Here is a 23,154-nt window from a genome sequence, read left to right on the forward strand (position 1 = left end):
GCCGGTCCTCGGATCGGCGGGACCCTGACCCGAGGCGACGGTGCCGCAAACCAGGCTGGAACAGCGGTCGGGACGACTGCCCGCGGAGTTCACGAGTTTCGTCGGACGGCGGGCCGAACTGGCCGAGATCCCACGGCTGCTGCAACGGTCGAGGCTGGTGACGCTGACCGGCCCCGGCGGGGTCGGCAAGACCCGGCTCGCCGTGCGCGCCGCGGTCCGCGTCGCCGAGTCGTTCGACGACGGCGTCCGCTTCGTCGACCTGTCGGCGCTGCGCGAGCCCGGCCTGCTGGCCAGAACGGTCGGCGACGCGTTCGGCCTGCCCGACCAGGGCGGTTCGCGCGAGCTCGACACGCTGGTCGCGCATCTGAGCGACCGCAGGCTGCTGCTCCTCATCGACACCTGCGAGCATCTGGTCGACGCGTGCGCGATGCTGGTCGAGCTGCTGCTGAGCAACGCGCCGAGCCTGCACGTCCTGGTCACCAGCCGCCAGCCGCTCGACATCGCGGGCGAGCACACCGTGATGGTGGCGCCGCTGACCCGTCCGGGCGAGCGCGGCGACGACCCGGAGCGGCCGTGCGACTCGGTGTCGCTGTTCGCCGAGCGGGCCATGGCCGTGGTCCAGGGCTGGAACCTCACCGAGCACAACCACGAGGCGGTGGCGCGGCTGTGCCGCCGGCTCGACGGCATCCCGCTGGCGATCGAGCTGGCGGCCGTCCAGCTCAGGGCGCTGTCGGAGGAGCAGATCCTCGACCTGCTGGAGCGGCGGATGCTCCCGATCCGGGGCCGCCGCACGATCATGCCCAGGCACCAGACGCTGCGGGCGGCGATCGACTGGAGCCACGAGCTGTGCTCCGACGGCGAGCGCCTGCTCTGGGCCCGCCTGTCGGTGTTCGCGGGCGACTTCGACCTGCGGGCGGCCGAGGAGGTCTGCGCCGACGACGCGCTGCCCGCCGCGGAGATCATCGAGCGGATCACCGGGCTGGTGGCCAAGTCGATCGTGCTCCGGGTCGACCGCGACGGCGCCGCGCGCTACCGGATGCTCGACACCGTCCGCGAGTACGGCGCCGAGCGGCTGGAGGCGCGCGGCGAGACCGCCGGGACGCGCGCCCGCGCCTTCCACTGGTACGCCGAGATGATCGAGCGGGCCAGGGCCGAGCTCGGCGGCGACGGCCAGCCCCGCTGGCTGGCCTGGTTCCGGCGCGAGCAGGCCAACGTCCGTGCCGCCGTCGAGTACGGGCTCCAGACCACCGAGTACGACCTGCTGGTGCGGGCCACGCTGGGCCTCGGCCGGATCTTCGCCCTGCACGGCATGATCGGCGAGGCGCGGCTGTGGGCCACCCGGGTCATCCAGATCAAGGGGATCTTCGCCGACGGTGAGGGCACTCCCGACGCCGCCAGAACCGAGGCGCTGGCGCTGATCGGCCTGCTGGCGGCCATGCAGAACGACCTCGACGACGCGGCCGAATGGCTGCGCTGGGCGCGCGAGCGCGCCGACGCGGCCGACGACCAGTGCGGGCTGGCCTACATCCAGGGCGTCGAGGGCGTCGTGGCCCTGTACGCCGACGAGCCGGCGCGCTCGGTGAGCCTGCTCGCCGAGTCGGTCCGGCTCCACCGGGAGGCGGGCACCGACGACGTGCTCGTCCCGATCTTCCACGTGTTCCTGGCCACGGCCGCGACGCTCGGCGGCGACCCGGCCGCGGGCGAGCGGCACGCCATCGAGGCGATCGCGATCACCGAGCCCGCGGGCGAGCTGTGGTCGCGCTCGTACGGGCTGTGCCTGCGAGGGCTGGCCCTGGTGCTGAAGGGCGACCCGCAGGGGGCGCTGCCCGAGATCCTCGAAGGGCTGCGCGTCAAGCGCGACCTCAACGACCAGCTGGGCATGGCGCTGGCCCTCGACATGCTCGCCCTGTGCCGCGTGGCGCTGGGCGACGCCGAGGGCGGGGCGCGGCTGCAGGGCGCGGCCGAGACGGCGCGCAGGTCGACCGAGGTCTCGATGTTCGGCTCCCACCACCGGCTGCTGCGCGAGGTCTACGCGGCCGAGGCGACGCTGCGGCTGGGCGAGATCGGCTACCAGGCGGCCTACGAGGCGGGGCTGCGCTGGGACGCCGATGACGCCGTCGCCTCGGCCCTGGGAGAGCGGCCGCCCGCGGACGACGACGAGCCCCCGGCTGAGCCCGGCGAGGCCGCGCGGGTGCTGACCCGGCGCGAGATCGAGATCGCCGGGCTGGTCGCCGAGGGCATGACCAACCGCGAGATCGCCGACCGGCTCGTCATCGCCAAGCGGACGGTCGACTCGCATCTGGAGCACATCTTGGCCAAGCTGGGCTTCACTTCGCGCACCCAGATCGCGGCCTGGTACGCCAGGCGCGGCTGACCGGGAGGGCTACTCGCCGACGACACCGTCGGTGAGCTCGCGGGCCACGTCGAGATGGCCGAGGTGACGCGTGTACTCCTGGAGCACGTGGAACAGGATCCAGATCAGGGACGGCGCGGTGGCCGCGTCGTCGAAGCGGCCGCCGACCCGGCCGAACTCGCCGAGCCCCGCCGCGGCGACGATCTCGCGCGACCGCTCGCACGTCTCCAGGAAGGCGGCGCGCAGCCGCTCGGGCGTCTCGTCGTCGGGGACGTGCCACCGGTCTTCGGGGCCCCGGTCGCCCGGGCCGCGGTCGCCCCACGGCTCGGCGACGGGCTCGGCGGCGAACCCCCAGCGCAGCCAGCGGATCTCGACATGGGTCAGGTGCGTGAGCAGCTCCAGCGGCGTCCAGCCGGACGGGAGCACGCTGGTGCGCAGCTCCTTCTCCGACAGGCCGTCGAGCTTGCGCAGAAGGGTCTCACGGTAGAAGTCGAGGTAGCCGCCGAGCAGGTCACGCGGGTCGGTGAGGCGGTCGTGCGGCTCGGGAGGCGGCTCTACGGGCGTCACCATGCGAACGACCCTAACAGCCACCTCCGACAGTCCTCATCGACGATCGCGATCTACTCGCGAAGGAACGCCTTGACGTCTCTGAGCAGCAGATGCGCGTCCCCGAGCCGCTGCGCGTCCTTCAGCGAGCGGTAGATGCCCCACTTCGGCGAGATGCCTTGTGTGCCGAGCCAGGTGTCCAGTCCGTCCCGTTCGACGTCGATGGCGGTGACGCCGTCGGCGCTGACCCGCCAGTGGACGCGTCCCCGGGTGGCGAACAGCACCTCGAGCTCGATGTCGATCCAGCGGCTGCGCAGCGGTTCGAGGCCGGTGGCGCCCACCACGACACCGGCGTGGTGGGCGTTGAGCTCGATGAGGTCGCGCCCGCCGCGCCGCCGCAGCGAGGTCATCATCAGCGGCCCGCCGGCGGGCCCCGAGGCGAAGAACTGGTGGACGTGGGTGAAGCTCGTCGTCGCCCGCAGCGCCTTCGGCAGGTACCACGACCAGGTGAAACGCCATGACTCGCCCTCGGCGGCGCGGCGCTCGGCACCGTCGATCCGCATGTCCTTGACCTCGTGCCGCTGCCGGTCGGGATAGGTGTCCACATCCTGCGGGTAATGGATGTCGAACCTGTACATCGTGCCCAGCGCCCGGATGTGCGGCTCGCCGGGATGCGAGCCCGCCCGGTCGTCCTCGATACGGGTGAACGCCGCCAGCCCGTCCCGCCTGGGTTCGGGACTCCACACCAGCCGCCAGTTCCCGTCCATCCGCCCGATACTAGGGTTCGAGCTCGTCGAGGGGTTCGGTGGCCGGCCCCTGCAAAACCGAGCCGTCCGGGGCGTAGCGCGAGCCGTGGCAGGGGCATTCCCAGACGCGTTCGACGTCGTCGAAGGCCACCAGGCAGCCGAGATGGGTGCAGCGGGCCGAGAGCACCCGGGTCGAGCCGTCGTGCTCGCGGTAGACGGCGCAGGGACGCCCGTCGCGGTGCACCACGGCTCCCGTCCCGGGCTTGATGTCCTCTTCGGTGCCGCCGCCCCGGGCCCGGACGCGGTCCTCCACGAAACGGCGGGCGTAGGAGAGGCCGGACCTCACCACCGGTGCGGCCTCGCGTGCCGGGTGGGCGCGGCGGGGCGCGTAGAGCTCGGCCCAGGGGAGTTCTTCGCCGGTGAGCTGGGCGGCCAGCAGCCGTCCCGACATCACGCCGTGGCTCATGCCCGAGCGGGCATAGCCCGTGGCGACGTACAGATGGTCGTCGACCTGCCCCACGTAGGGGACCTTGTCGGTGGTGTCGAGGTCCTGCGCCGACCACCAGTAGTCGACCTTGTCGATCTCGAAGTGCTCGCGGGTCCACTCGACCAGGCGGTGCCGCCGGTCGGCCACGCCGCCCGTCCCCGGTGCGAAGGCCTCGCCGGTGATGAGCAGGAGCCGCTTGCCGTCCCCGTATGGAGCCGTCCTCACCGAACGGGTGTTCTCCTCGCGGGTGATGTACATGGCACCCGGGTCACGGTCCTCGTCGATGGGCGCGGCGATCACCAGCTCGCGCAGCGGGATCAGCCGGAAGTCCAGCAGCGACCGGTGGAAGATCGGGAAGAGGGTGGCGACGACGACGTCCCTGGCCAGCACGGTCGCGCCGGTGGCGGTGGTGAGCCGGGCCGGACGCCCCTCGCCGTCGTGCAGGTCGAGCACGCGGGTCCGCTCGTGGATCCGGCCGCCGTTGCGGAGCAGGTCGTCGGCCAGGCCCAGCAGAAAGCGCCGGGGATGGAACTGCACCTGGTCTTCCACGCGCAGCGCCCCGGCCACCTCGTAGGGCAGATCGGTGTCGGTCACGAAGGACGCGTCGAGCCCGGCCTCCCGCACGGCCTCGACCTCGTCCTTCAGCTCCGGGATCCGGTCGGCGGGTTCTACGTACACGTGCGAGGCGCGCTTCTCCAGATCGCAGTCGATGCCCAGCTCGCCGGCGGTGCGGACGACGTGGTCGACCGCCTCCTGCTGCGAGCGGGCGTACAGGCGGGCCGTCCCGGGCCCGAGCGAGTCGCGCAGCGGGGCGTAGATCCACGGGTGGGCGGACGACAGCCGTCCCGTGGTGAAGCCGGTGATGCCCGCCGCGATCCGGTCGGCCTCCAGCACAACGGGGGAGCGGCCCGCGCGGGCCAGCTCCCAGGCGGTGCACAGGCCCGCGATGCCGCCGCCGATGACGGCCACGTCCACGGCGGTGTCCTCGGTCAGGGCGGGATAGGACGTCGCGTCGCTGGACGCCATCCAGTAGGACTCCGCTCTTGCTTCGATCATCGGTTCGCTCACCGGTCGCCTCCCGTGGCGAGGGCCTACCCACTGTGCGGAAGGGAAACGGCGTGAAAGAGGGTCTCAAGGGCGGGGCCGAAGATCTTACGAGGTTCATACGTGACGCGTCATCGACGCTTCCGCGACCCCTCGCGGACTTACGTTCGAGGCATGAGAGTGCTGCTCACGGGCTCGTCCGGCTTCATCGGGTCCCATATCGCCGAGGCCCTGGCGGCCCGCGGCCACCAGGTGCGGGGGCTGGATCTGCGCCCGGGCGCGGAGATCGGGGACGTACGGGAGGCCGCCACGGTGGCCCGCTGCCTGGACGGCGTGGACGCCGTCTGCCACCAGGCCGCGATGGTGGGGCTCGGGGTGGACGTCTACGACCTGCCCGCCTACACCTCGGTGAACGTCCAGGGGACCGCCACGCTGCTGGCGGAGATGGCCAGGGCCGGGGTCGGGACGCTGGTTCTGGCCTCCTCGATGGTCGTTTACGGGGAGGGCGCCTACACCTGCCATACCCACGGGACGGTGACGCCTGGACCGCGCACCGAGCAGGCGATGCGGGCGGGACGGTTCGAGCCCGACTGCCCCGCCTGCGGTGCCCCGCTGGCCCCGGGGGAGGTGGACGAGGAGACCCGGCTGGACCCCCGCAATGTCTACGCCGACACCAAAGTGGCTCAGGAGCATCTGGCCAGTTCCTGGGCGCGGATGACCGGGGGCTCCGTCGTGGCCCTGCGCTACCACAACGTGTACGGGCCCCGGATGCCGCGCGACACGCCCTACGCCGGGGTCGCCGCGCTGTTCCAGTCGTGGCTGGAACGGGGAGAGGCACCCCGGGTGTTCGAGGACGGCAGGCAGCGGCGCGACTTCGTCCACGTGCGGGACGTGGCGCAGGCCAACGTCAGGGCCATCGAGCACCCGGGGGAGAGCGGACGCCTGCGGGCCTACAACGTCGCCAGCGGCGAGCCCCGCACCATCGGCCAGATGGCCGAGGCCCTGGCCGGTGTGTACGGGGGCCCAGACCCGCAGGTCACGGGGTCGTTCCGGCTCGGGGACGTGCGCCACATCGTCGCCTGCCCCGAGCGCGCGCGCCGCGAGCTCGGGTTCGCACCGGCGGTCCGGTTCTCCGAGGGCATGGCCGAGTTCGCGCTGGGGGAGTCGTGACCGCCGTCGACGTCGTCCTCCCGTGCCTCGACGAGGCCGAGGCCCTTCCCTGGGTGCTGTCGCGGATGCCGGACGGCTACCGCCCGCTGGTGATCGACAACGGTTCCGCCGACGGTTCCGCCGGGATCGCCCGCGAGCACGGCGCCCTTGTCGTCGCCGAGCCGCGCCGGGGATTCGGCGCGGCCTGCCACACGGGGCTGATGACCGCAGAGACCGAGATCGTCTGCTTCATGGACGCCGACGCCTCGCTCGACCCTCGCGAGCTTCCCCGCCTCGTCGAGATCGTCGAGGCTGGGGGCGGGCTCGTGCTGGGACGACGGCGTCCCACCGCGCGCGGCGCGTGGCCCCCGCACGCGCGGCTCGGCAACGCCGTGCTGGCGCGGTCGCTGAACCGCAGGGCCGGGACGGCGCTGCGCGACCTCGGGCCGATGCGCGCCGCCCGCCGCGACGACCTGGTCGCCCTGGACATCGCCGACCGCCGGTTCGGCTACCCGCTGGAGATGGTGATGCGGGCGGCCCGCTCCGGCCTGCCGGTCGCGGAGATCGAGGTGGGCTACCGGCCCAGGGTCGGCCGGTCCAAGGTCACCGGGACGGCCCGCGGCACGCTGCGCGCGGTGCGCGACATGCGCCGGGTGCTGGCCGAGGTGACGCCGTGACCGGGACGGATCTGCTGGTGATCGCCAAGGAGCCGGTGCCGGGCCGGGTCAAGACCCGCCTGATGCCCGCCTACACGGCGGCGGAGGCCGCGTCGCTGGCCGAGGCGGCCCTGGCCGACACGCTGGAGACGGTCGCGGCGACCCCGGCCGCGAGCCGGGTGCTGGCGCTGGAGGGACGGCCCGGCGGCTGGCTGCCGTCCGGGCTCCGGGTGATCCCGCAGCGCGGCGGCGGCCTGGACGAGCGGCTCGCGCACGCCTTCGACGACGCCTACGCGGGGCGCCCGCTGGTACTGATCGGCATGGACACCCCGCAGGTCACGCGCCGCCTGCTGCGGCTGGCCGCCCGCGCGCTGCGCTCGTGCGACGCGGTGTTCGGCCCGGCCGCCGACGGCGGGTTCTGGCTGCTCGGCCTGAACCGCCCGGACGCGGACCTGATCCGGGGCGTCCCGATGTCGCGGCCCGACACCGGGCGCGCGCAGCTCGACCGGCTGCGCGCGGCGGGTCTGGCGGTCGCGCTGCTGCCCGAGCTGACCGATGTCGACACGGCCGCCGACGCCGACCTGGTCGCGGGCCTGGCTCCCCGGGGACGGTTCGCGGCGGCCGTGCGCCGGACCGGGAGCTGTCCGGCATGATCGGGGAGCTGTACGAGCGGGCCCTGGGCGGCGCGTCCCGGGTCGAGGTCGAGGACGCCGCCGGACGCCGCAGCCCGCTGCCGGTCGAGGAGTGGATGGGGCCGCGTCCCGGCGACGCCGCCCTGCTGGACCGCTGCGAAGGTCCCGCGCTGGACGTCGGCTCGGGCCCGGGACGCCTCACCGCCGCGCTGACCGAGCGCGGGGTGCTCGCGCTCGGCATCGACATCGCGCCGCACGCGGTGGCGCTGACCGTCGCGGCGGGCGGTCCCGCGCTGCGCCGGGACGTGTTCGGCCAGGTCCCCGGCGCCGGGCGCTGGGAGACCGTGCTGCTGGCGGACGGCAACATCGGCATCGGCGGCGACCCGGCCGCGCTGCTGTGCCGCGTCCTGGAACTGCTGGCACCCGGGGGCCGTGTCCTCGCGGAGGTGGCGGGGCCGGGCACGCGCTCCCGCGTCGACCGGGTGCGCCTTCGCACGGGCGGTGCGGTCGGGGAGTGGTTCTCCTGGGCCTGGGTCGCGGCCGACGACGTCGCCGAGCTGGCGGCGGGCTGCGGTGCCGCCGTCGCGGAGATCTGGGAGGAGGCGGGCCGATGGTTCGTCGAACTCCGCGGCTGAAACCGGACGAGGTCGCGGGCCGCTTCACCAGCCGGTGGCACGACGAGCGGGTGGCGTCCTGGCTCGGCATGGCGCTCGGGATCGCGTTCCTCACCGCGTTCGTCACCGGCCTGATCAGCCACTTCATGCAACACCCGCCGGACTGGGCGCAATGGCCGTCACGCCCGGTGGGCCTGTACCGGCTGACCCAGGGCCTGCACGTGATCGGCGGCCTGGCCACGATCCCGCTGCTGGCGGCCAAGCTCTGGACGGTCTATCCCAAGCTGTTCCAGTGGCCGCCGCTGAGATCGGCGGGGCACGCCGTCGAGCGCGGGCTGGTGTTCGTCCTGGTCGGCGCGTCGCTCTTCCAGCTCGTCACTGGCCTGCTCAACATCTCCTATTGGTACGCGTTCCCGTTCTTCTTCACGACCGCGCACTACTGGACGTCCTACATCCTCATCGGCGCCCTGCTCATCCACGCCGCCAACGAGTGGGCCAAGGTGCGCCGGACCGTCATGACCCGCCCGGAGGACGGCCTGGGACGCCGCGGCTTCCTGCTGGGCGTCGCGGGCGTGTCCGGGGTGGTCGTCCTCACCACGGTCGGCGAGACGTTCACGCCGCTGGCCAGGCTCGCGGTGCTGGCGCCGCGCCGTCCCGGGCGCGGGCCGCAGGGCCTGCTCGTCAACCGCAGCGCGCTCGCGGCCGGGGTCACCGGCCCGGCCCGCGACCCGCGCTGGCGGCTCCGCGTGACAGGGCGCGTCGAACGGGAGCTGTCGCTCTCGCTGGACGACCTGCGCGCCCTGCCCCGGCGCTCGGTGCGGCTGCCCATCGCCTGCGTGGAGGGCTGGAGCGCCGAGGGCACCTGGGACGGCGTCCGGCTCCGGGACGTCCTGCGCCTGGCCGGAGTGGACGGCGACGCGCGCGTGCGGGTCGAGTCCCTCCAGGGAGGCGGGGCGTTCCGATCCTCGCACGTCGATCCGCCGCACTGGCGCGACCCGCTCACGCTGCTGGCGCTCGGCCTGAACGGCGAGCCCCTCCATCTCGACCACGGCTACCCCTGCCGCCTCATCGCCCCGAACCGTCCGGGGGTCATGCAGACCAAGTGGATCGGCGCGGTGGTCGTCGAATGAAGACCCGTCTCCTCGCCTACGCCTCGGGTGCCGTGCTGATCGGGATCGGGCTCCTGGGCATCGTCCGCGACCTGGACGACCCCGTCGGATGGGCCGTGTGGTTCGCGGGCGTGGTCGTGGCCCACGACGCGGTGCTGATGCCCGCCGTCCTGGCCGCGGGCGCGCTGACCGGGCGCCTGCCGGACGCCTACCGGCGCGGCGCCCAGGTCGCGCTCGCGATGGCGGCCGTCGTGTCGCTGGTGGCGCTGCCGCTCGTGCTCGGCAAGGGCAGGCGCGCGGACAACCCGTCCCAGCTCCCGCTCTCCTACGGGTGGAACCTCCTGGTCGTGCTGGCCGTCATCGCCGCCGCGTTCGGCCTTCCGGCGCTGTGGCGCAGGAACCGACAGGCCGCGGCCGTGGCGGTCTGGGCGCTGCTCGTCGCCGGGTCGTTCCTGGTCGGCGACCGGCTGCGCCGGGCGGGCGTGGCGACCGAGGACGCGCTGCCGCCCCTTCACGCCGAGGGCCGGCTGCTCACCTGGCAGCTGCTGCCCGCCGTCCTCGTGGCCGGGGCGGCGGTGGCGGCGCTTCCGGTCCTCTCGCGCCGCCTGCCCTGGACCTGGACGCTGCTCGCCGCGTGGGCCACGTCCGCGCTGTGGGCGGTCTCCCTCGCGATGAGCGACGGCTGGGACGCCCTGGCCGGGCCGTTGAACGCCCCGACCGAGTACCCGGCCGGGATCGCGGCCGTCGGCGACGACCCGCTCGCCTGGACCCGGACGTTCACCGAGAAGCTCGGCGGCTACACCACCCACGTCCGCGGCCATCCGCCCCTGCCGACGCTCCTGCTGTGGGGGCTGGACGCGGCGGGCGCGCACGGCACCGGCTGGTCGGCCGCGCTGATCATCGCCGCCGGGTCGTCGGCCGTCGTGGCCGTCGCCCTGACCGTGCGGACGCTGGCGGGGGAGGAGACCGCGCGGCGGGTCGTCCCGTTCCTGGCCCTGGCGCCCTTCGCGGTGTGGATCGCGACCTCGATGGACGCGTTCTTCATGGGCGTCGGCGCGTGGGCGGTGGCGCTGGTCGCGGTCGGGGCGAGGCGCGGTTCGCTCACGGTCGCGGCCGGGGGCGGCCTGCTGCTGGGGACGTTGCCGTATCTCAGCTACGGGCTGCTTCCCCTGTTCGCCGTCCCGGCCGTCGTCCTGCTGCTGACCCGGCCCCGGGTGCGCGTCCTCGCGGCGATCGGGTGCGGCGCGGTGATCGTCCCGCTGGCCTTCACGCTCGCCGGGTTCTGGTGGCTCGACGGCGTCGAGGCCACCCACGCCACCTATCTGATCAGCCGGGGCTCGGCGCAGCGGCCGTACGCGTACTTCGCGGTGGCCAACCTCGCGGTCCTCGGGCTGCTGGTCGGGCCCGCCGTGGCGCACGCCCTGCCCGCCGCCCTGGGCGACCTGCGCGGCGGCCTGAAGCACCTGGGAACGCCCGCGGCCGCCGCCGCGCTGCTCGCCGGTGCGGGCCTCCTGGGAACGCTGGCGCTGGACGCGTCGGGCGTCACCCGAGGGGAGGTCGAGCGGATCTGGCTGCCCTACGCGGCCTGGGTGGTCGTGGCGGCGGCCCGGCACCGGGAACCGGCGCGCGGGCCGCTGGCCGCCCAGGCCGTGACCGCCGTGCTCGTTCAGGCCCTGGTGCTCTCGCCCTGGTGAGACCGGACGCGCCGCATCCGGCCGCGCGGCTTGAAGATCGACAGGGTGGTGGCGGTGATCAGCAGGAGGGCCTGGGTGGAGACGGCCGCGACCTGGCCCCACTGGCTCCCGGACGACACCGTCCCGTCGGCCGCCCCGGCGGCCATCGAGGCCGGGTCGAACACGAACATCCCGACGCCGATCACCGCGATCAGCAGGATCAGCTTGGTGAAGACCCAATAGTGGCGGACCAGCCCCCAGGGGCTGGCCAGGGCCAGCAGAAGCCCGCTGCACAGGGCGAGCATGCTGAGCGGGATGCCGCCGCCGAAGACCAGCCGCTCCATCAGGCGGTAGGCGGCCCCGGCCAGCGCGGGCTCGTCGGTGAGCGTCGCGGTCAGGTTCAGCACCACCAGGCCCCAGACCTCGCCCAGCAGGGCGACCGAGGCGATGACGTGCACGACCGTGACGGTCTTGCGGGTGGCGGGCGACAGCCGCCAGGCGCGGCGGGACGCGGGCGCGGCCGCGGTCGCGGGGGTTTCGATGGTGGACATGGCGTGCTCCCGTTATCGGCGATACCGCATGGTGTCCCGGGGACCTCGACGCCGTCGTCGGGTGATGGAGGGCTTCGGCGCTGCCCCCGTGGGAGTACTTCGGCGCGGCCGGCTGCTCCCGGCAGACGACCCGCCGCCGGCTCCTGCCCTCGCTCTCAGGAGTGAGGACGGGGCGGCCGGGCGGCACCGATACTGGTGGCCATGGCGTCATCGAGGCTGGCCGAGCTGGGACGATGGCCGGCGGAGCGGGCCAGGAGCCTGCCGCCGGCGATGTTCGACGCCGTGCTCGTGATCGGCTGCTACCTCACCATCGTGATCAACGCCGCCCTGCACGAGAAGCTGGGCTGGGGCGCCGTCGCGCTGGCGGCGACCGCGTCGCTGCCGCTGATGTGGCGGCGCCGGTACCCCCTCGGGGTCACGACGGTCTGCGGCGTGGGCACCACCTGGCTGTCGCTGGTGGGACTTCTGGGCGAGTTCCCGGCGGCGCAGCTGCTGGCCACCTACACGCTCGCGGCGCTCGCTTCCGCGACGCACCGGATGCTGGGCATCCTCGGGACGGTCGTCGGTGTCACGGTGTCGATCCTGCTCCCGCACGACGAGCTGCTGAACCTCGGCGCGGTGGGGATCTGGTTCTTGGTCGCCTACGCGCTGGGCACCAGCGCCCGCGCCCGCCGGGCCAGGATCGAGCTGCTGGAAGAGCGCGCGCGGCGCCTGGCCGAAGAGCACGAGACCGCGGCGGTGCGCGAGCGCGCGCGGATCGCCCGCGAGATGCACGACATCCTGGCCCACTCGATGAGCCTCGTCCTCGTCCAGGCGGAGGCGGGGCCGGTCGTGGTGCGCAGCGACCCGGGCAAGGCCGAGGAGGTGTTCGACAACATCTCCGAGACCGCGCGCGAGGCGCTGGCCCAGCTGCGCCGGGTGCTGGGCGTGCTGCGCCCGCCCACCGAGACGTCCGGCCGCAGGCCGCAGGAGGGGCTGGACGCGCTGGCCGAGCTGGTGACGGGCGTCGCCCGCAGGACGGGCCTGGACGTGCGGCTGAGCGAGGACGGCGCCCCGCGTCCCCTTCCCGCCGATCTGGCGGCCACGGCGTACCGCGTCGTCCAGGAGTCGCTGACCAACGCCGTCAAGCACGCGGGCGCCGACGCCGTCGAGGTCCGCCTGCGCTGGCGCGCGGGCGAGCTGTGCCTGGAGATCCAGGACGACGGCTCGGGGCCGTCCGCGAGCACGGGAAAGGGCGGCCGGGGGCTGCCGGGGATGCGCGAGCGCCTCGCGGTCGCGGGCGGCAGCCTGCGCGCCGGGCGCGCACCGGACGGGCGGGGTTTCCTGGTAGCCGCGCGGCTGCCCATAGAGTGAACCGTGGCCGATCCGAAGACGATCCGCGTGCTCATCGCCGACGACCAGGTCCTCGTGCGCGACGGCTTCGCGATGATCCTGGACGCGCAGCCCGATCTCACCGTCGTCGGGACGGCGGGCGACGGCGCCGAGGCGGTCGCGGCCGCCCGCGAGCTCGGCCCCGACGTGGTGCTCATGGACATCCGGATGCCCAACGTGGACGGCATCGAGGCCACCGCCGCGGTGTGCGGCCAGACCGACGCCAAGGTCCTGGTCCTGACCACCTACAGCCTCGACGAGTACGTCTACGACGCGCTGCGCGCGGGCGCCAGCGGCTTCCTGCTCAAGGACATGCGCCGCGACGAGCTGGTCGACGCCGTGCGCGTCGTCGCGGCCGGTGAGGCCCTGCTCGCCCCGGCGATCACCCGGCGGCTGATCGCCGACGTCGTCGAGCGCGGGCGGCCCGGCCCCGGGCCGGGCGCCGACGGACGGCTCGCCGCGCTCACCGCCCGCGAGACCGACACGCTGCGGCACGTCGCCAGGGGCCTGTCCAACGCCGAGATCGCCGCCGCGCTGTTCGTCACCGAGCACACCGTGAAGACGCACGTCAGCAGCGTGCTGTCCAAGCTCGGCCTGCGCGACCGGGTGCAGGCGGTGGTGCTGGCCTACGAGTCGGGTCTGGTCCGTCCCGGCGAGGCGGGCCCGGGCGCCCCTCCCTCCTGAGAGCGGGCCCGATTCCACGCTCACCGGCGAGGCGCCGGATCCCCGCGCGCCGCGACGATCGGGGCAGCTAACGATCTCTGGAGGCTGTCATGATCCGAACGATCTCGGGCTTCGCCGTGCGGCGCCCGCTCGTCGTCCTGATGCTCTGGACCGCGGTCCTGGTGGCCGGGTTCGGTGTCGGGACCGGAGTGTTCTCCCGGCTGGTGTCCGACGTCGGCACCGTCCCGGGCAGCGAGTCGCAGCGCGCCGAGCAGCGGGTGGACGCCGCCGCGCCCGGCCCCGAGACGGTCGGCGCCGTCATCACCGGCTCCCCGTCCGGTGTCGAGCCCGTGCTGGCGTCCGTCCGGACGATCCCGGGCGTCACCAAGGTCGAGGGCCCGCTCCGGTCGGCGTCGGGCACGGCGCTGCTCGTGCGGGTCGAGCTGGCACCCGGGGACGGGCAGGAGCACACGGCCGAGACCGTCTCCAAACGGCTGCACGGCATCGCGAACGCGTCCGTCGCGGTCGGGGGCGGCCCGATCGAGGGGCGCGAGTCCGACGAGCAGGCGCAGAAGGACGTCGCCAGGGCCGAGATGCTGAGCATGCCGGTGGTGGTGATCCTGCTGCTGCTGGTGTTCGGCGGGTTCGTGGCCGCCGGGCTGCCGCTGCTGATCGCGGTCGTCGGGGTCGGCGGAACGTTCGGAACGCTCTTCGCCTTCAGCGCGTTCTCGGACGTCTCGGTCTACGCCATCCAGATCACCACCATGCTCGCGGTCGGGCTGGGGGTCGACTACGCGCTGCTGATCGTCAGCCGGTTCCGCGAGGAGCGGCGCACCGCGCCCGACGTGCCGTCGGCGGTGCTGGCGGCCTCGGCCACGGCGGGACGCACGGTGCTGTTCTCCGGCCTGACCGTGGCCGTCTCGCTGGCCGGGCTGGTGGTCTTCCCCGACCCGTTCCTGCGCTCCATGGGCTTCGCGGCCGCCGCCGTCGTCGCGATCGACATGATCGCGGCGCTGACCCTGCTGCCCGCCATGCTCACCCTGGTCGGCAAGCGCATCTCCCCGGCCAAGGAACGCGGCCGCGACGGCGCGTTCGCCCGGATCGCCCGCGGCGTGCAGCGCCGTCCGGTGCTCACGCTGGTCGCGGCGGCCGGGGTGATGGTCGTGCTGGCCGCGCCGGTGCTCGGGCTGCGCATCTCTGAGGGCGACCCCCGCCAGCTGCCCGACAGCACCCAGACCCGGCAGCTGTGGGACGGTCTCGCCGCCCACTTCCCCGAGCAGGCCGGGCCCGGACACGTCCACGTCGTCGCCGGGACCTCGCCGGACGACCCCGCCCTGGCCCGGCTGCGCGGCCAGATCGCCGCCGTCCCCGGCATCACCGGCACCGACGTCGCGCGGCTCGCGCCCCGGCTCACCCTGATCAACGCCACCCCCGCCGCCCGTCCCGAGGAGCCCGCGGGGCGCGCCGCCGTCGCCGCGATCCGCGACCTGCGCGCCCCCTTCGAGATCGGGGTCACCGGCGACGCGGCCAAGCTGGCCGACTACCGCGCGATGCTGGCCGAGCGCCTCCCGTGGGCGATCCTGCTGGTCGCCGCCGGAACGCTGGTGCTGCTGTTCGCGTTCACCGGCTCGGTCGTCCTGCCGGTCAAGGCGATGCTGACCAACCTGCTGAGCATCGGAGCCGCGCTCGGAGCGGTCGTGTGGGTCTTCCAGCAGGGGCACCTGGCCGAGCTCCTCGGCGCCCAGGGGCTGGACTACGTGCACCTGTCGGTGCCCGTGCTGGTCGGCGCGATCGCCTTCGGGCTCTCGATGGACTACGAGGTGTTCCTGCTGTCGCGAATCCGCGAGAGCTGGCTGGCCGGGGCGGACCCGCGCGCCGCCGTGGCCGACGGGCTCCAGCGCACCGGGGGCATCGTCACCGCCGCCGCGCTGGTGATCGCGGTCGTGTTCGCCGGGTTCGTCGCCGGTGGCTTCACCCCGATCAAGGCGGTCGGGCTCGGGCTGGTGCTGGCGATCGTCCTGGACGCCACCATCGTCCGGATGCTGCTGGTCCCGGCGACGATGACGCTGCTGGGCCGCCGCAACTGGTGGCTCCCGGCCCCGTTGCGCAAGGCACACGACCGCATCGCGCTGGCCGAGGCGCAGGCGTCCTGACGAACCGGCCGGAGGGCTTCACCGGGATCAGGGGCCCGGTGAAGCCCTCGCGCGCGTCACTCGTCCGCGAGGAGCTCCTGGAGCTCGTCGACGGCCTCGCGCAGCCGGTCGGCGAACACGAACATCGCGTCGGCGACCTTGCGTGGCGTGCTCAGGTACACGTTGAGCCGCTCGGGCAGCAGGACGTAGGCGACCCCGATGCACTGCTCGCTGGTCGAGCCGAAACCGAAGTAGTCGATGTTGACCGACGGCGCCGAGCTGGTGCTCAGGTAGTCGTCGCGCATCGTCACCCAGCCGGGCGTGGCGAACAGCGGGTCGTCGGCCTCGCCCCGCCGCTTGGCGATCAGCTGGAGCTCCCACAGGTGCTGCTCGGGCGCCTGGCCCGCCTGGCACTGCTTCGCCCGCTCCACGTGCTTGGCGGCGGCCGCGCGGAACGCCGCGCGGCGCTCGGCCGCGCCGGACCCGGGGTCGTCCATCGCCGCGACGAACCGCAGCACCTCCGGCGTGACCACCCGCATCGCCTCGGTGCGGCCGTTGCGGTACTGGCGGGTGGCGATCGACTCGTAGGTGGCGCCGGTGAAGCCCTTGCTGCGCTTGTGGGCCAGCTGGTAGGCCATCTGCGCGAACGCGTCGGGCGAGACCTTGAGCCGCTTGGCGCGGGCGGCCCCGAAGTCGTCGAACGACACGATCTGGGTGGCGGTGGCCCCGGCGTAGGCCGCGAAGGACTCGGCGGCCGACCGCACCGTCGCCTTCAGGTCGTCGTCGAGGACGAACTCGATCGTGGCGAAGGACGGCTGCCCCTGGGCCTGGGCGCCCGACTCGGCCGACTGCCGGTCGGCGGGCGTGCCGAGGACCGCGTCGACGAAGCTGAGGATCGTGGTGCCGTCCAGGCCGCAGTGCTCGACGTTGATGCCCGCCGAGCCGTCGGCGAAGACGATCAGGGACACGGCCTTGTCGAACCAGCGGTTGCCGCTGTCGCCGTGCAGCAGGTGGTCGCACGCCTCGTGGTCGTCCTTGGGGGTGAAGTCCTCCAGGCAGACGCTGAAGAGCGCGGTCTCGACGTCGTCCAGCGCGGCCCGGTTGCCCGGGGCGGCGGCCAGCAGCCGCTCGCGGGCCGACGCCCACTCCGCCCTGGCCATCGTGGTGAGGTGCCCGACCGGGGCCTCGGCGGCGGCGTCGGCCTTCATGATGGCCTGGAGGGCCTCGGCGAGCTCGCCGAGCGTGTGCGGGCGCCCGGACGGGCCGATCACCTCGAGCCTGACCATCGCGCCGCGGAAGAACACCACGATGTGGCGCGCGGTGGACGGGCCGGGCTCGTCCGCCGAGTACGGCGCGCGGACGGTGTCCTGCACCGCTCCGGGGATGCGCGTCGCGGAGAACAGGAACTTGTTCTGCTCCATCGACAGCGGGATGCCGCGCTGGACGACCGGCGGCACGCGCTCGTCGTCCAGCCGCAGCTTGTAGTTGAGGGCCGAGGCGATGAGCCCGGCGGCCCGGTCGGCCTGGCGCTCGCCCGAGTCCTTGAACAGGAAGAAGAAGTTGGCGTTGAGCGCGATGCGGTCGCGCCGCCCCAGGTACCGGTAGGGCCAGAACGTGTCGAGCCAGCTCCGCACGCCCTCACCGGCGTCGTAGCGTTCCAGCTCGGCGTGCAGCGCCCGGCCGGGCCCGCCGGGACGCAGGAACGCGTCCACGGCGGCCTCGGTCTCGGCGCGCTCGGCATCGGTCAGCAGCGGCGCCGACCACTCCAGGAACCTCTGGCAGCTCTCTTCCAGGGAGGGCAACGGCACCTTCGGCAGACGGTCCTCGTTGCCGAAGGTCAGGGGGGACGGCTCGTGGCTGCTGTTCAATTCCGATCCTCGGTCTATTTCTCGGTGCTGGCCAGATCAATGATCGTTCGCGCGTCCGTGTCGACCGGACGCGAGACGTAGAGCTGGGCGTAGAGCCATCCGTCGGTCTCCAGCCCGGCCGGGTCCACTCCGGCGTCCGAGAGGGAGTCCAGGACGAGCGTCTGCTCCTGCGAGGTGGCGAAGCGGCGCTGCTTGAACAGCCCCTCGCGGTGAACGGTCTCGTATCCTGCCTCAGCGAGCCGGTCGGCGACAGGGGCGAAGGGGAACATTCGCAGGACGAAATGTGCCATCCATGGCTTGTGCCCGTCCTGCGCCTCCACCACCCGGATGATGGTCTTCTCGGTGACGTAGCCGACGCAGCCGGTCGAGATGACCAGGTCCGTTCCGCTCAGCTCCTCGCGTTGCGCGCCGGTGAGGTCGTTCTCCTCCAGGTCGGCGTTGACGGCGCCGTCGATGAACCCGGCGCCCAGGGCGTACGACAGGGCGTCGCCGGAGCTGTCGAGGCCGAGGAAGCGGGCGCGGCGCGGGCGGTCGCGCGACTGGACGAGCTCGCGGTCGCGGGCCAGCAGGCCGCCCCGGGTCTGCGCGGCGGCGTCGCCGTCGCAGTAGCGCTCGTACAGCTCGTCCATGCTCGCCCCGCAGCGCAGCAGCGCGGCGTTGATGCCGTAGGAGCAGCCGAGGTCGAGCACGGTCGGCGAGGGGACCTCGCGGATCTCCCGGTACTCCTGGATCAGCTCGGCGAAGTGGGGGCGGGCGACCTGGGGGATGTAGTAGTCGAGCTTGCGCAGGGTGCCGAAGTAGGCGCGGGGATCGGGCTGGGTGTAGATGTGGTCGAGCGAGATCTTCCCTGTCGTGTCGACTTGCACGTTCGCGTTCCTCTCTGGGGAGCTGCGTTGGATCGACGTGCGCGATTCCTAGCCGTAGCTAATCCAGTAGCCGGTCGCCCCTCACCGCCTTGCCCTCGGCGGCCAGGTGCTCGGGCAGGACGCGGCCGAACAGCTGCCGGGTGCGCGCCACGCTGCCGACGACCCCGGGCCGCTCGCTGTAGGCGAAGATCGCCGAATGGCGCGGCGTCCCGCCCTTCACCGTGCTCACGCGGTGCAGCGAGAAGCGGCCCTTGAACAGCTGGAGGTCGCCGGGACGCAGGGTGAGCCGCTGGATCAGGTCGTCCCCCCGCCCGTCGAGCACCCGCCTGACGTCGTCGAAGTTCTCCGCCTCGGCGGACCGGACGTTGGGGCAGTACTCGAAGACGCCGCCCGACTCGGCCTCGCGCGTGAGCATGCTGACGGTGAACTCGTTGGTGTCGAAGTGCCAGGGATGTTCCATCCCCGGGTTGACCACGTTCAGGCAGAGTCCGGACAGCGGGTCGGCGAGCTCGTGGACGCGGGCGAGGCCGAAGCAGTCGGCGACGAACCGCTGGAAGGCGGTGCTGGAGTAGAGGCGGTGAATGATCAGCTCGGCGGGGATGAGATCGCGGGCCACGAAGGCGTTCCCGCGCTCGATGGGAATGCGGCCCGGGTGGTCGTCGGGCAGCGAGGGGTCGACGGCGATGTTGTAGGCGTTGACGGTCTCGACGTCGTAATGCGCGAGGGGGGCCAGCGCCTCGCATTCGCCGCCCAGCGTCGCGTGCAGCTCGGGCCGGATGAAATCGGGAAGGACGCTGCATCCCGATTCGCGCAACTGGCGGCGGATCCGATTGATCACCGAGTTCCACGCGGGGCCGCCGGGCTCTGCCAGTGGATAACGTGCCGTGTTGACCACCTGCTCGACCGACCGAGCCGCCAGCGTGCCCATGAAGATCCTCTCGACAGTTAGCCGAACCCTCCTGAGCGGGTTTTTAGCATATTCATTGCCGGGAATTCATCACTGTGCATAGTGTGAGGGGACTATCGGAAAACTCCATGTTTACGCCCGTGACCTGTAGGTTTGAATGATCTCGATCCCGAGGTGCCGAGTTGGGGACCGGATCAGATGTGTTCTATCTCACATCCCGGGCGGGTGTCGATGGCGACGGACCCGACCGGCCACGAGTGGCCGTCCCCCCGAAGGAGTGGGCCACGCGGGGGAGAAAGGCCTCCCCCGCCGGGAGGAGAGGGCGTGACCAGGGAGTGGACAGAGGCTGGGCGACTCCGTCCCGGCCCGGGGAGCGGCCCGTGGGCGGCCGTCCTTCAGTCTCGAGGGATGGAATGGCGGCGGCGACAAAGGCGAGGATATATCCGGAGAGTGCGTCAGTTTTTTGCGATGAAACGCGTGACGCGCGCAGGGTCGCCGCCCCGTTGAAATGCCCGGCCGGTCGGTGGCCGAGGAGTGCCGCCCGCGACGTGAAGACCACCTCGGCGGCCCGGGGTCGTGAACAGTGGGACGAATTTGAGGCAAAGCCGATGGGCCGGTTCGTTCCTTTCTAGATGATCTAGATTTCGCCCTCGTGAACCTTTCGCTTCGGGCGGTGGTGGGCGAACGGAACGCCGCGCATTTCGGCCCCCTCCGGCACGGCGGGTGCCTGGCCGTCCTCCCGGGCCCGGCCGTGAGCGAATGGCGTCGGCTCGAAGGGCCGCGATCAGCGGCCTGGCCGCCGCGCTCGGCCCTGGCCGGGGCCACCCTGCTCACCGCCGCCGTCGCGCTCGCGGCGCTCGGGCTGGTCATGGGCGAGGAGTGGGGATGGGGCTCGCCCGGGGTCCTCGGCTCGCTCGCGGCGGTGGTCGTCCTCGCGGCCCTGTTCGCGGTCCGCTCGGCCCGGCACCCCGCTCCGGCGGCTAGACCGAGGGCAGCGACGCGGTGGCCGACTCGGCCAGCCGGGTCGCCATGACGCACAGCTGCTTGGCCGGGGACTTCCCGGCGGTGACGAGATGCAGCATCTCCACGGCGGTGTCGCCGTCCTCGTCGGTGTAGGAGCGGTGCATGACCAGGACCAGGCACGTGCCCTCGCCGTCGCCCTCGGGCTCGACGTGGGCGCGGCGGCCCTTGATACGGATGTTGGTGCCGTCCTCGGGGGAGGGGGGCTCCCCCCGGTCGAAGCGCAGTTGCACCTCCAGGTCGCGGGTGGTGCTCGCCCAGTCGCAGTCCCACTCGCCGAAACCGACGTCGGGGTCGGTGGCGTCGATGCCCGGGACGATGTCGAGCGCCCGGTTGTCGAGCAGGTCGCAGGCCCGCAGATGTGCCAGCGACACAGCGGGGAACTCGGCGGCGCGCCGCCCGATCGCGCCCCGGGTGAGCGCCGCGACCACCGTGTCCGTGGCCGCGTCGGCGATCGGGCACAGCGGCGCGGGCCCCGAGCCGACCTGCTTGGTGGAGACCGTGATGTTGTGGCGCGGGTCGGTGGCGGAGGCCACCGTCCGCGAGCAGTCGCCGTCGTCGAGCGGATGCCGCCACACGCTGACCGTGCCGACCTTCCGGCTCACCTGCGAGTCGAGCGGCGGGTCCTGGTTGAGGTCGATCTTGACGTCCACGACGCTGCCGGGCCGGGTGCGGACGAGCACGTCGCAGCGGTCGAAGTTGCCGTAGTCGCGGTCGAGTTCGGTCGGGCCGAACCGGCCCAGCGCGCGCACGTCGGTCAGCGCGCACGGGTCGGCGGTGCGGGGATCGCCGAAGACCGAGGCGGTGGCCCGGCGCGACGCCCGCTCGGACGGCTCGGAGCGGTCGGCCTCGGCGGCGCGGTCCCGGCCGATCAGCGCGAGCGGGACGGCCACCGCCAGGACGAGCGCGACCGCCACCGCCGCGACGAGGCGCGGGCGCCGCCGGATCGGGCTCGGGAGGACTCCCCGGGGGGCGGGCGGGTCGAGCGTGCCGCCGTCCAGCAGGGCCCTGGCCTCGATCGCGTTGGGCCTGGCGTCGGGGTCGGGAGCGAGCATCGCGGCCAGGACCGGGCGCAGCGGCCCGAGCCGGTCGCCGAGCTCGGCGGGGTCGCGGCGCTCGCGCGGGGACGGCGCCTCGCCCGTGATCAGCGCGTGCAGCGTCGTGCCCAGGGAGTACACGTCGGAGGCGGGCTCGGGCCGTCCGGCCACGACCTCCGGCGCGGCGAAGGCCGGGGTGTGCGAGACCGGCCCGTTCGGCGTGATGGTCTCGGCGCTCCAGGCGCGGAAGGCCGCCCCGAAGTCGGTCAGCTTGGCCACGCCGTCGTCGGTGACGACGATGTTGGCCGGCTTGATGTCGCAGTGCACGATGCCCTTGGCGTGCAGGGCGGCCAGCGCGTCGGCGATCTGGGCGCCGACCACCGCAGCCTCGCCGGGGGAGAGCGGCGGCCGCCGGTCGAGGCTGCCGCCCGGCGCGTATTCCAGCACCAGCCAGGACGTGGCGCTGCCGTCGTCCTCTTCGTACCGGACGGCGTCGTACAGCGTGACCACGTGCGGATGGGCGAACCGCGCCTGGGCGCGGGCCTCGGCGCGCAGCCGCTCGAACGCGCCGGGGGTGTCGGAGCCGGACAGGGCCCGCTTGAGCACCACGCGGCGGCCGAGCTCGACGTCCTCGGCGGGCCAGACCTCGCCCGTCCCGCCGCGCAGGGGCTCGCCGGTGACCCGGTACCGTCCGCCGACGATCGTGCCTTCGCGCACCCGGGACCCCTCTCGCCGACGTTGAACGCGCGGACCGAACTTACAGTGGGTCAGCGAGCGGCGACAGGAAGATTCGCAGATCTTCTCCTATGCGGTGAAAGCGGCCACGACGGAGTCGGTCAGCGCGGCGGCCAGCGAGCCGTCCGGGTCGAGTTCGGGGTCGAAGATCCCGACGTGCAGGCCCACCGCGCGCGGGCTGGCCAGCAGCGTGCCGAGCACCGCGGTGAACTCGGCGAAGTCGAGGCCGTCGGGGTTGGGGGAGTCGACGGCCGGCATGACGCTCTTGTCGAGGATGTCGGCGTCGATGTGGATCCAGAAGCCCTCGATGGGCGCGCGCTCCAGGTGCGCCCTGGCCCCGTCGGCGGCGGCCTGGGCGCCGTGCTCGCGGATGAACTCGATGGGGTAGCTGTCGATGGCCGAGGCGTCGAAGGCCGCGAAGTCGGCGATCTCGAAGTCCTCCGGTTCACGCTGGGCCCCGATGTGCGCGGCGTGCTCCTCGGCCACGTAGGGACGCAGCCCGCCCTGGTCGCTCAGCTCGGCGGGCCCGTGCCCGGTGACCAGGGCGAGCGCCAGCCCTCCGGGGGAGTGGCGCCCGGCGTGGGCCGCCGGGTCGAGGTAGGGCGAGAAGTCGTCGTGACCGTCCAGGTACGCCAGGCCGTAGGTGCCGCGCTCGCGCAGGGCGAGCATGGGGCCGAGCAGGATGCTGCAGTCGCCGCCGAGGACAAGGGGGAAACGCCCGTCGTCCAGCAGCCGCCCGACGCCGTCGGCCAGGTCGCGGGTGTAGGCGGCGATGCGCAGGCCGTTGCGGTAGCCGGTGACCGGTTCGAGGTCGAAGGAGTACTCCGGCGGGACGACCACGCCCGCGTCGTCGGCGCCGAGCCGCGCCACGATGTCATGGGCGCGCAGCGCCCCGGGCAGCAGCCTGACCCCGGGCTCGTGACCCTCGTAGGGCGGGCGCAGGCCCAGGTTGGAGGGTGCGTCCAGCACCGAGATCAGACGCGTCATCGCGGCCG

General features: G+C 73.4%; 20 protein-coding genes. 11 read left to right on the top strand and 9 right to left on the bottom strand.

Going from position 1 to position 23,154, the window contains the following annotated elements; genetic code table 11:
• The first annotated feature begins 40 nt into the window (after positions 1 to 40).
• A complete protein-coding gene (locus tag ACQPY4_RS17580; RefSeq protein ID WP_433337609.1) occupies positions 41 to 2,374 on the top strand; it encodes an ATP-binding protein in 2,334 nt (777 codons plus the stop codon).
• Between the two features lie 9 nt (positions 2,375 to 2,383).
• On the opposite strand, the gene ACQPY4_RS17585 is transcribed toward ACQPY4_RS17580, so the two are convergent.
• Genes ACQPY4_RS17585 through ACQPY4_RS17595 form a run of 3 tightly spaced genes read right to left on the bottom strand, consistent with a single transcriptional unit; the run spans position 2,384 to position 5,200 of the window.
• Positions 2,384 to 2,923: a DinB family protein gene (locus ACQPY4_RS17585; protein ID WP_433337611.1), complete on the bottom strand. Its 540-nt coding sequence runs from the start codon at positions 2,921 to 2,923 to the stop codon at positions 2,384 to 2,386.
• 50 nt (positions 2,924 to 2,973) lie between these two features.
• Positions 2,974 to 3,666, bottom strand: a complete 693-nt coding sequence (locus ACQPY4_RS17590; RefSeq protein WP_433337613.1) for a hypothetical protein — start codon at positions 3,664 to 3,666, stop codon at positions 2,974 to 2,976.
• Between the two features lie 10 nt (positions 3,667 to 3,676).
• The gene (locus ACQPY4_RS17595; protein ID WP_433337615.1) at positions 3,677 to 5,200 is read right to left on the bottom strand and encodes an FAD-dependent oxidoreductase; all 1,524 of its coding nucleotides are present in this window, start codon (positions 5,198 to 5,200) and stop codon (positions 3,677 to 3,679) included.
• 150 nt (positions 5,201 to 5,350) lie between these two features.
• Between ACQPY4_RS17595 and ACQPY4_RS17600 the strand changes: the two genes are divergently transcribed.
• The 6 genes from ACQPY4_RS17600 to ACQPY4_RS17625 are packed head-to-tail and all read left to right on the top strand — an operon-like array spanning position 5,351 to position 11,030.
• Positions 5,351 to 6,346 (top strand): NAD-dependent epimerase/dehydratase family protein, encoded by a 996-nt coding sequence (locus ACQPY4_RS17600; protein ID WP_433337617.1) that lies wholly within the window; start codon positions 5,351 to 5,353, stop codon positions 6,344 to 6,346.
• Positions 6,343 to 7,002, top strand: coding sequence for a glycosyltransferase family 2 protein (locus ACQPY4_RS17605; RefSeq protein ID WP_433337619.1), 660 nt, complete (start codon positions 6,343 to 6,345; stop codon positions 7,000 to 7,002). The genes ACQPY4_RS17600 and ACQPY4_RS17605 overlap by 4 nt, the downstream gene beginning before the upstream one ends.
• Positions 6,999 to 7,634, top strand: coding sequence for a TIGR04282 family arsenosugar biosynthesis glycosyltransferase (locus tag ACQPY4_RS17610; RefSeq protein WP_433337621.1), 636 nt, complete (start codon positions 6,999 to 7,001; stop codon positions 7,632 to 7,634). The genes ACQPY4_RS17605 and ACQPY4_RS17610 overlap by 4 nt, the downstream gene beginning before the upstream one ends.
• The gene (locus tag ACQPY4_RS17615; protein WP_433337623.1) at positions 7,631 to 8,248 is read left to right on the top strand and encodes a class I SAM-dependent methyltransferase; all 618 of its coding nucleotides are present in this window, start codon (positions 7,631 to 7,633) and stop codon (positions 8,246 to 8,248) included. Before ACQPY4_RS17610 ends, ACQPY4_RS17615 begins: the two co-directional genes overlap by 4 nt.
• The gene (locus ACQPY4_RS17620; protein WP_433337625.1) at positions 8,224 to 9,357 is read left to right on the top strand and encodes a molybdopterin-dependent oxidoreductase; all 1,134 of its coding nucleotides are present in this window, start codon (positions 8,224 to 8,226) and stop codon (positions 9,355 to 9,357) included. The genes ACQPY4_RS17615 and ACQPY4_RS17620 overlap by 25 nt, the downstream gene beginning before the upstream one ends.
• Positions 9,354 to 11,030, top strand: coding sequence for a hypothetical protein (locus tag ACQPY4_RS17625; protein ID WP_433337627.1), 1,677 nt, complete (start codon positions 9,354 to 9,356; stop codon positions 11,028 to 11,030). Before ACQPY4_RS17620 ends, ACQPY4_RS17625 begins: the two co-directional genes overlap by 4 nt.
• On the opposite strand, the gene ACQPY4_RS17630 is transcribed toward ACQPY4_RS17625, so the two are convergent.
• Positions 11,003 to 11,560 (bottom strand): hypothetical protein, encoded by a 558-nt coding sequence (locus tag ACQPY4_RS17630; protein ID WP_433337629.1) that lies wholly within the window; start codon positions 11,558 to 11,560, stop codon positions 11,003 to 11,005. The genes ACQPY4_RS17625 and ACQPY4_RS17630 overlap by 28 nt on opposite strands.
• Positions 11,561 to 11,761: 201 nt before the next feature.
• Here ACQPY4_RS17630 and ACQPY4_RS17635 point away from each other — a divergent pair, with 201 nt between their 5' ends.
• The 3 genes from ACQPY4_RS17635 to ACQPY4_RS17645 all read left to right on the top strand — a co-directional run bounded on the left by ACQPY4_RS17635 (position 11,762) and on the right by ACQPY4_RS17645 (position 15,747).
• Entirely contained in the window at positions 11,762 to 12,913 is a 1,152-nt protein-coding gene (locus tag ACQPY4_RS17635; protein WP_433337631.1) for a sensor histidine kinase, read from the top strand.
• 72 nt (positions 12,914 to 12,985) lie between these two features.
• A complete protein-coding gene (locus ACQPY4_RS17640) occupies positions 12,986 to 13,615 on the top strand; it encodes a response regulator (RefSeq protein ID WP_433338943.1) in 630 nt (209 codons plus the stop codon).
• Between the two features lie 89 nt (positions 13,616 to 13,704).
• Positions 13,705 to 15,747 (top strand): MMPL family transporter, encoded by a 2,043-nt coding sequence (locus ACQPY4_RS17645; RefSeq protein WP_433337633.1) that lies wholly within the window; start codon positions 13,705 to 13,707, stop codon positions 15,745 to 15,747.
• 56 nt (positions 15,748 to 15,803) lie between these two features.
• Here ACQPY4_RS17645 and ACQPY4_RS17650 read toward each other — a convergent pair whose 3' ends face one another.
• From ACQPY4_RS17650 to ACQPY4_RS17660, 3 genes are read right to left on the bottom strand one after another with little or no spacing between them, the layout of a single operon-like run.
• A complete protein-coding gene (locus ACQPY4_RS17650) occupies positions 15,804 to 17,594 on the bottom strand; it encodes a choline/carnitine O-acyltransferase (protein WP_433337635.1) in 1,791 nt (596 codons plus the stop codon).
• Between the two features lie 14 nt (positions 17,595 to 17,608).
• Complete coding sequence (locus ACQPY4_RS17655; protein WP_433337637.1) at positions 17,609 to 18,460, bottom strand: class I SAM-dependent methyltransferase; 852 nt, start codon at positions 18,458 to 18,460, stop codon at positions 17,609 to 17,611.
• Between the two features lie 58 nt (positions 18,461 to 18,518).
• The gene (locus ACQPY4_RS17660) at positions 18,519 to 19,388 is read right to left on the bottom strand and encodes a HalD/BesD family halogenase (protein ID WP_433337639.1); all 870 of its coding nucleotides are present in this window, start codon (positions 19,386 to 19,388) and stop codon (positions 18,519 to 18,521) included.
• Between the two features lie 631 nt (positions 19,389 to 20,019).
• Between ACQPY4_RS17660 and ACQPY4_RS17665 the strand changes: the two genes are divergently transcribed.
• Positions 20,020 to 20,400 (top strand): hypothetical protein, encoded by a 381-nt coding sequence (locus ACQPY4_RS17665; protein ID WP_433337641.1) that lies wholly within the window; start codon positions 20,020 to 20,022, stop codon positions 20,398 to 20,400.
• On the opposite strand, the gene ACQPY4_RS17670 is transcribed toward ACQPY4_RS17665, so the two are convergent.
• Together ACQPY4_RS17670 and ACQPY4_RS17675 are read right to left on the bottom strand one after the other, a co-directional pair.
• The gene (locus tag ACQPY4_RS17670) at positions 20,348 to 22,141 is read right to left on the bottom strand and encodes a serine/threonine-protein kinase (protein ID WP_433337643.1); all 1,794 of its coding nucleotides are present in this window, start codon (positions 22,139 to 22,141) and stop codon (positions 20,348 to 20,350) included. The two genes, ACQPY4_RS17665 and ACQPY4_RS17670, sit on opposite strands and share 53 nt — an antisense overlap.
• 87 nt (positions 22,142 to 22,228) lie before the next feature.
• Positions 22,229 to 23,146 carry an arginase family protein gene (locus tag ACQPY4_RS17675; protein ID WP_433337645.1) on the bottom strand — a complete coding sequence of 306 codons (918 nt, stop codon included), beginning with the start codon at positions 23,144 to 23,146 and terminating at the stop codon, positions 22,229 to 22,231.
• Positions 23,147 to 23,154: the final 8 nt, after the last annotated feature.

The organism is Spirillospora sp. CA-294931 (assembly GCF_050946795.1).
GTDB lineage: Bacteria > Actinomycetota > Actinomycetes > Streptosporangiales > Streptosporangiaceae > Spirillospora.

What these genes read in the sequence shown, in the direction of transcription:
- ACQPY4_RS17590 (WP_433337613.1), bottom strand. Translation starts at nt 3,666, where the DNA reads ATGGACGGGAACTGGCGGCTGGTGTGGAGTCCCGAACCCAGGCGGGAC.
- ACQPY4_RS17600 (WP_433337617.1), top strand. Translation starts at nt 5,351, where the DNA reads ATGAGAGTGCTGCTCACGGGCTCGTCCGGCTTCATCGGGTCCCATATC.
- ACQPY4_RS17660 (WP_433337639.1), bottom strand. Translation starts at nt 19,388, where the DNA reads ATGGGCACGCTGGCGGCTCGGTCGGTCGAGCAGGTGGTCAACACGGCA.
- ACQPY4_RS17625 (WP_433337627.1), top strand. Translation starts at nt 9,354, where the DNA reads ATGAAGACCCGTCTCCTCGCCTACGCCTCGGGTGCCGTGCTGATCGGG.
- ACQPY4_RS17620 (WP_433337625.1), top strand. Translation starts at nt 8,224, where the DNA reads ATGGTTCGTCGAACTCCGCGGCTGAAACCGGACGAGGTCGCGGGCCGC.
- ACQPY4_RS17635 (WP_433337631.1), top strand. Translation starts at nt 11,762, where the DNA reads ATGGCGTCATCGAGGCTGGCCGAGCTGGGACGATGGCCGGCGGAGCGG.
- ACQPY4_RS17585 (WP_433337611.1), bottom strand. Translation starts at nt 2,923, where the DNA reads ATGGTGACGCCCGTAGAGCCGCCTCCCGAGCCGCACGACCGCCTCACC.
- ACQPY4_RS17645 (WP_433337633.1), top strand. Translation starts at nt 13,705, where the DNA reads ATGATCCGAACGATCTCGGGCTTCGCCGTGCGGCGCCCGCTCGTCGTC.
- ACQPY4_RS17615 (WP_433337623.1), top strand. Translation starts at nt 7,631, where the DNA reads ATGATCGGGGAGCTGTACGAGCGGGCCCTGGGCGGCGCGTCCCGGGTC.
- ACQPY4_RS17630 (WP_433337629.1), bottom strand. Translation starts at nt 11,560, where the DNA reads ATGTCCACCATCGAAACCCCCGCGACCGCGGCCGCGCCCGCGTCCCGC.
- ACQPY4_RS17640 (WP_433338943.1), top strand. Translation starts at nt 12,986, where the DNA reads ATGATCCTGGACGCGCAGCCCGATCTCACCGTCGTCGGGACGGCGGGC.
- ACQPY4_RS17675 (WP_433337645.1), bottom strand. Translation starts at nt 23,146, where the DNA reads ATGACGCGTCTGATCTCGGTGCTGGACGCACCCTCCAACCTGGGCCTG.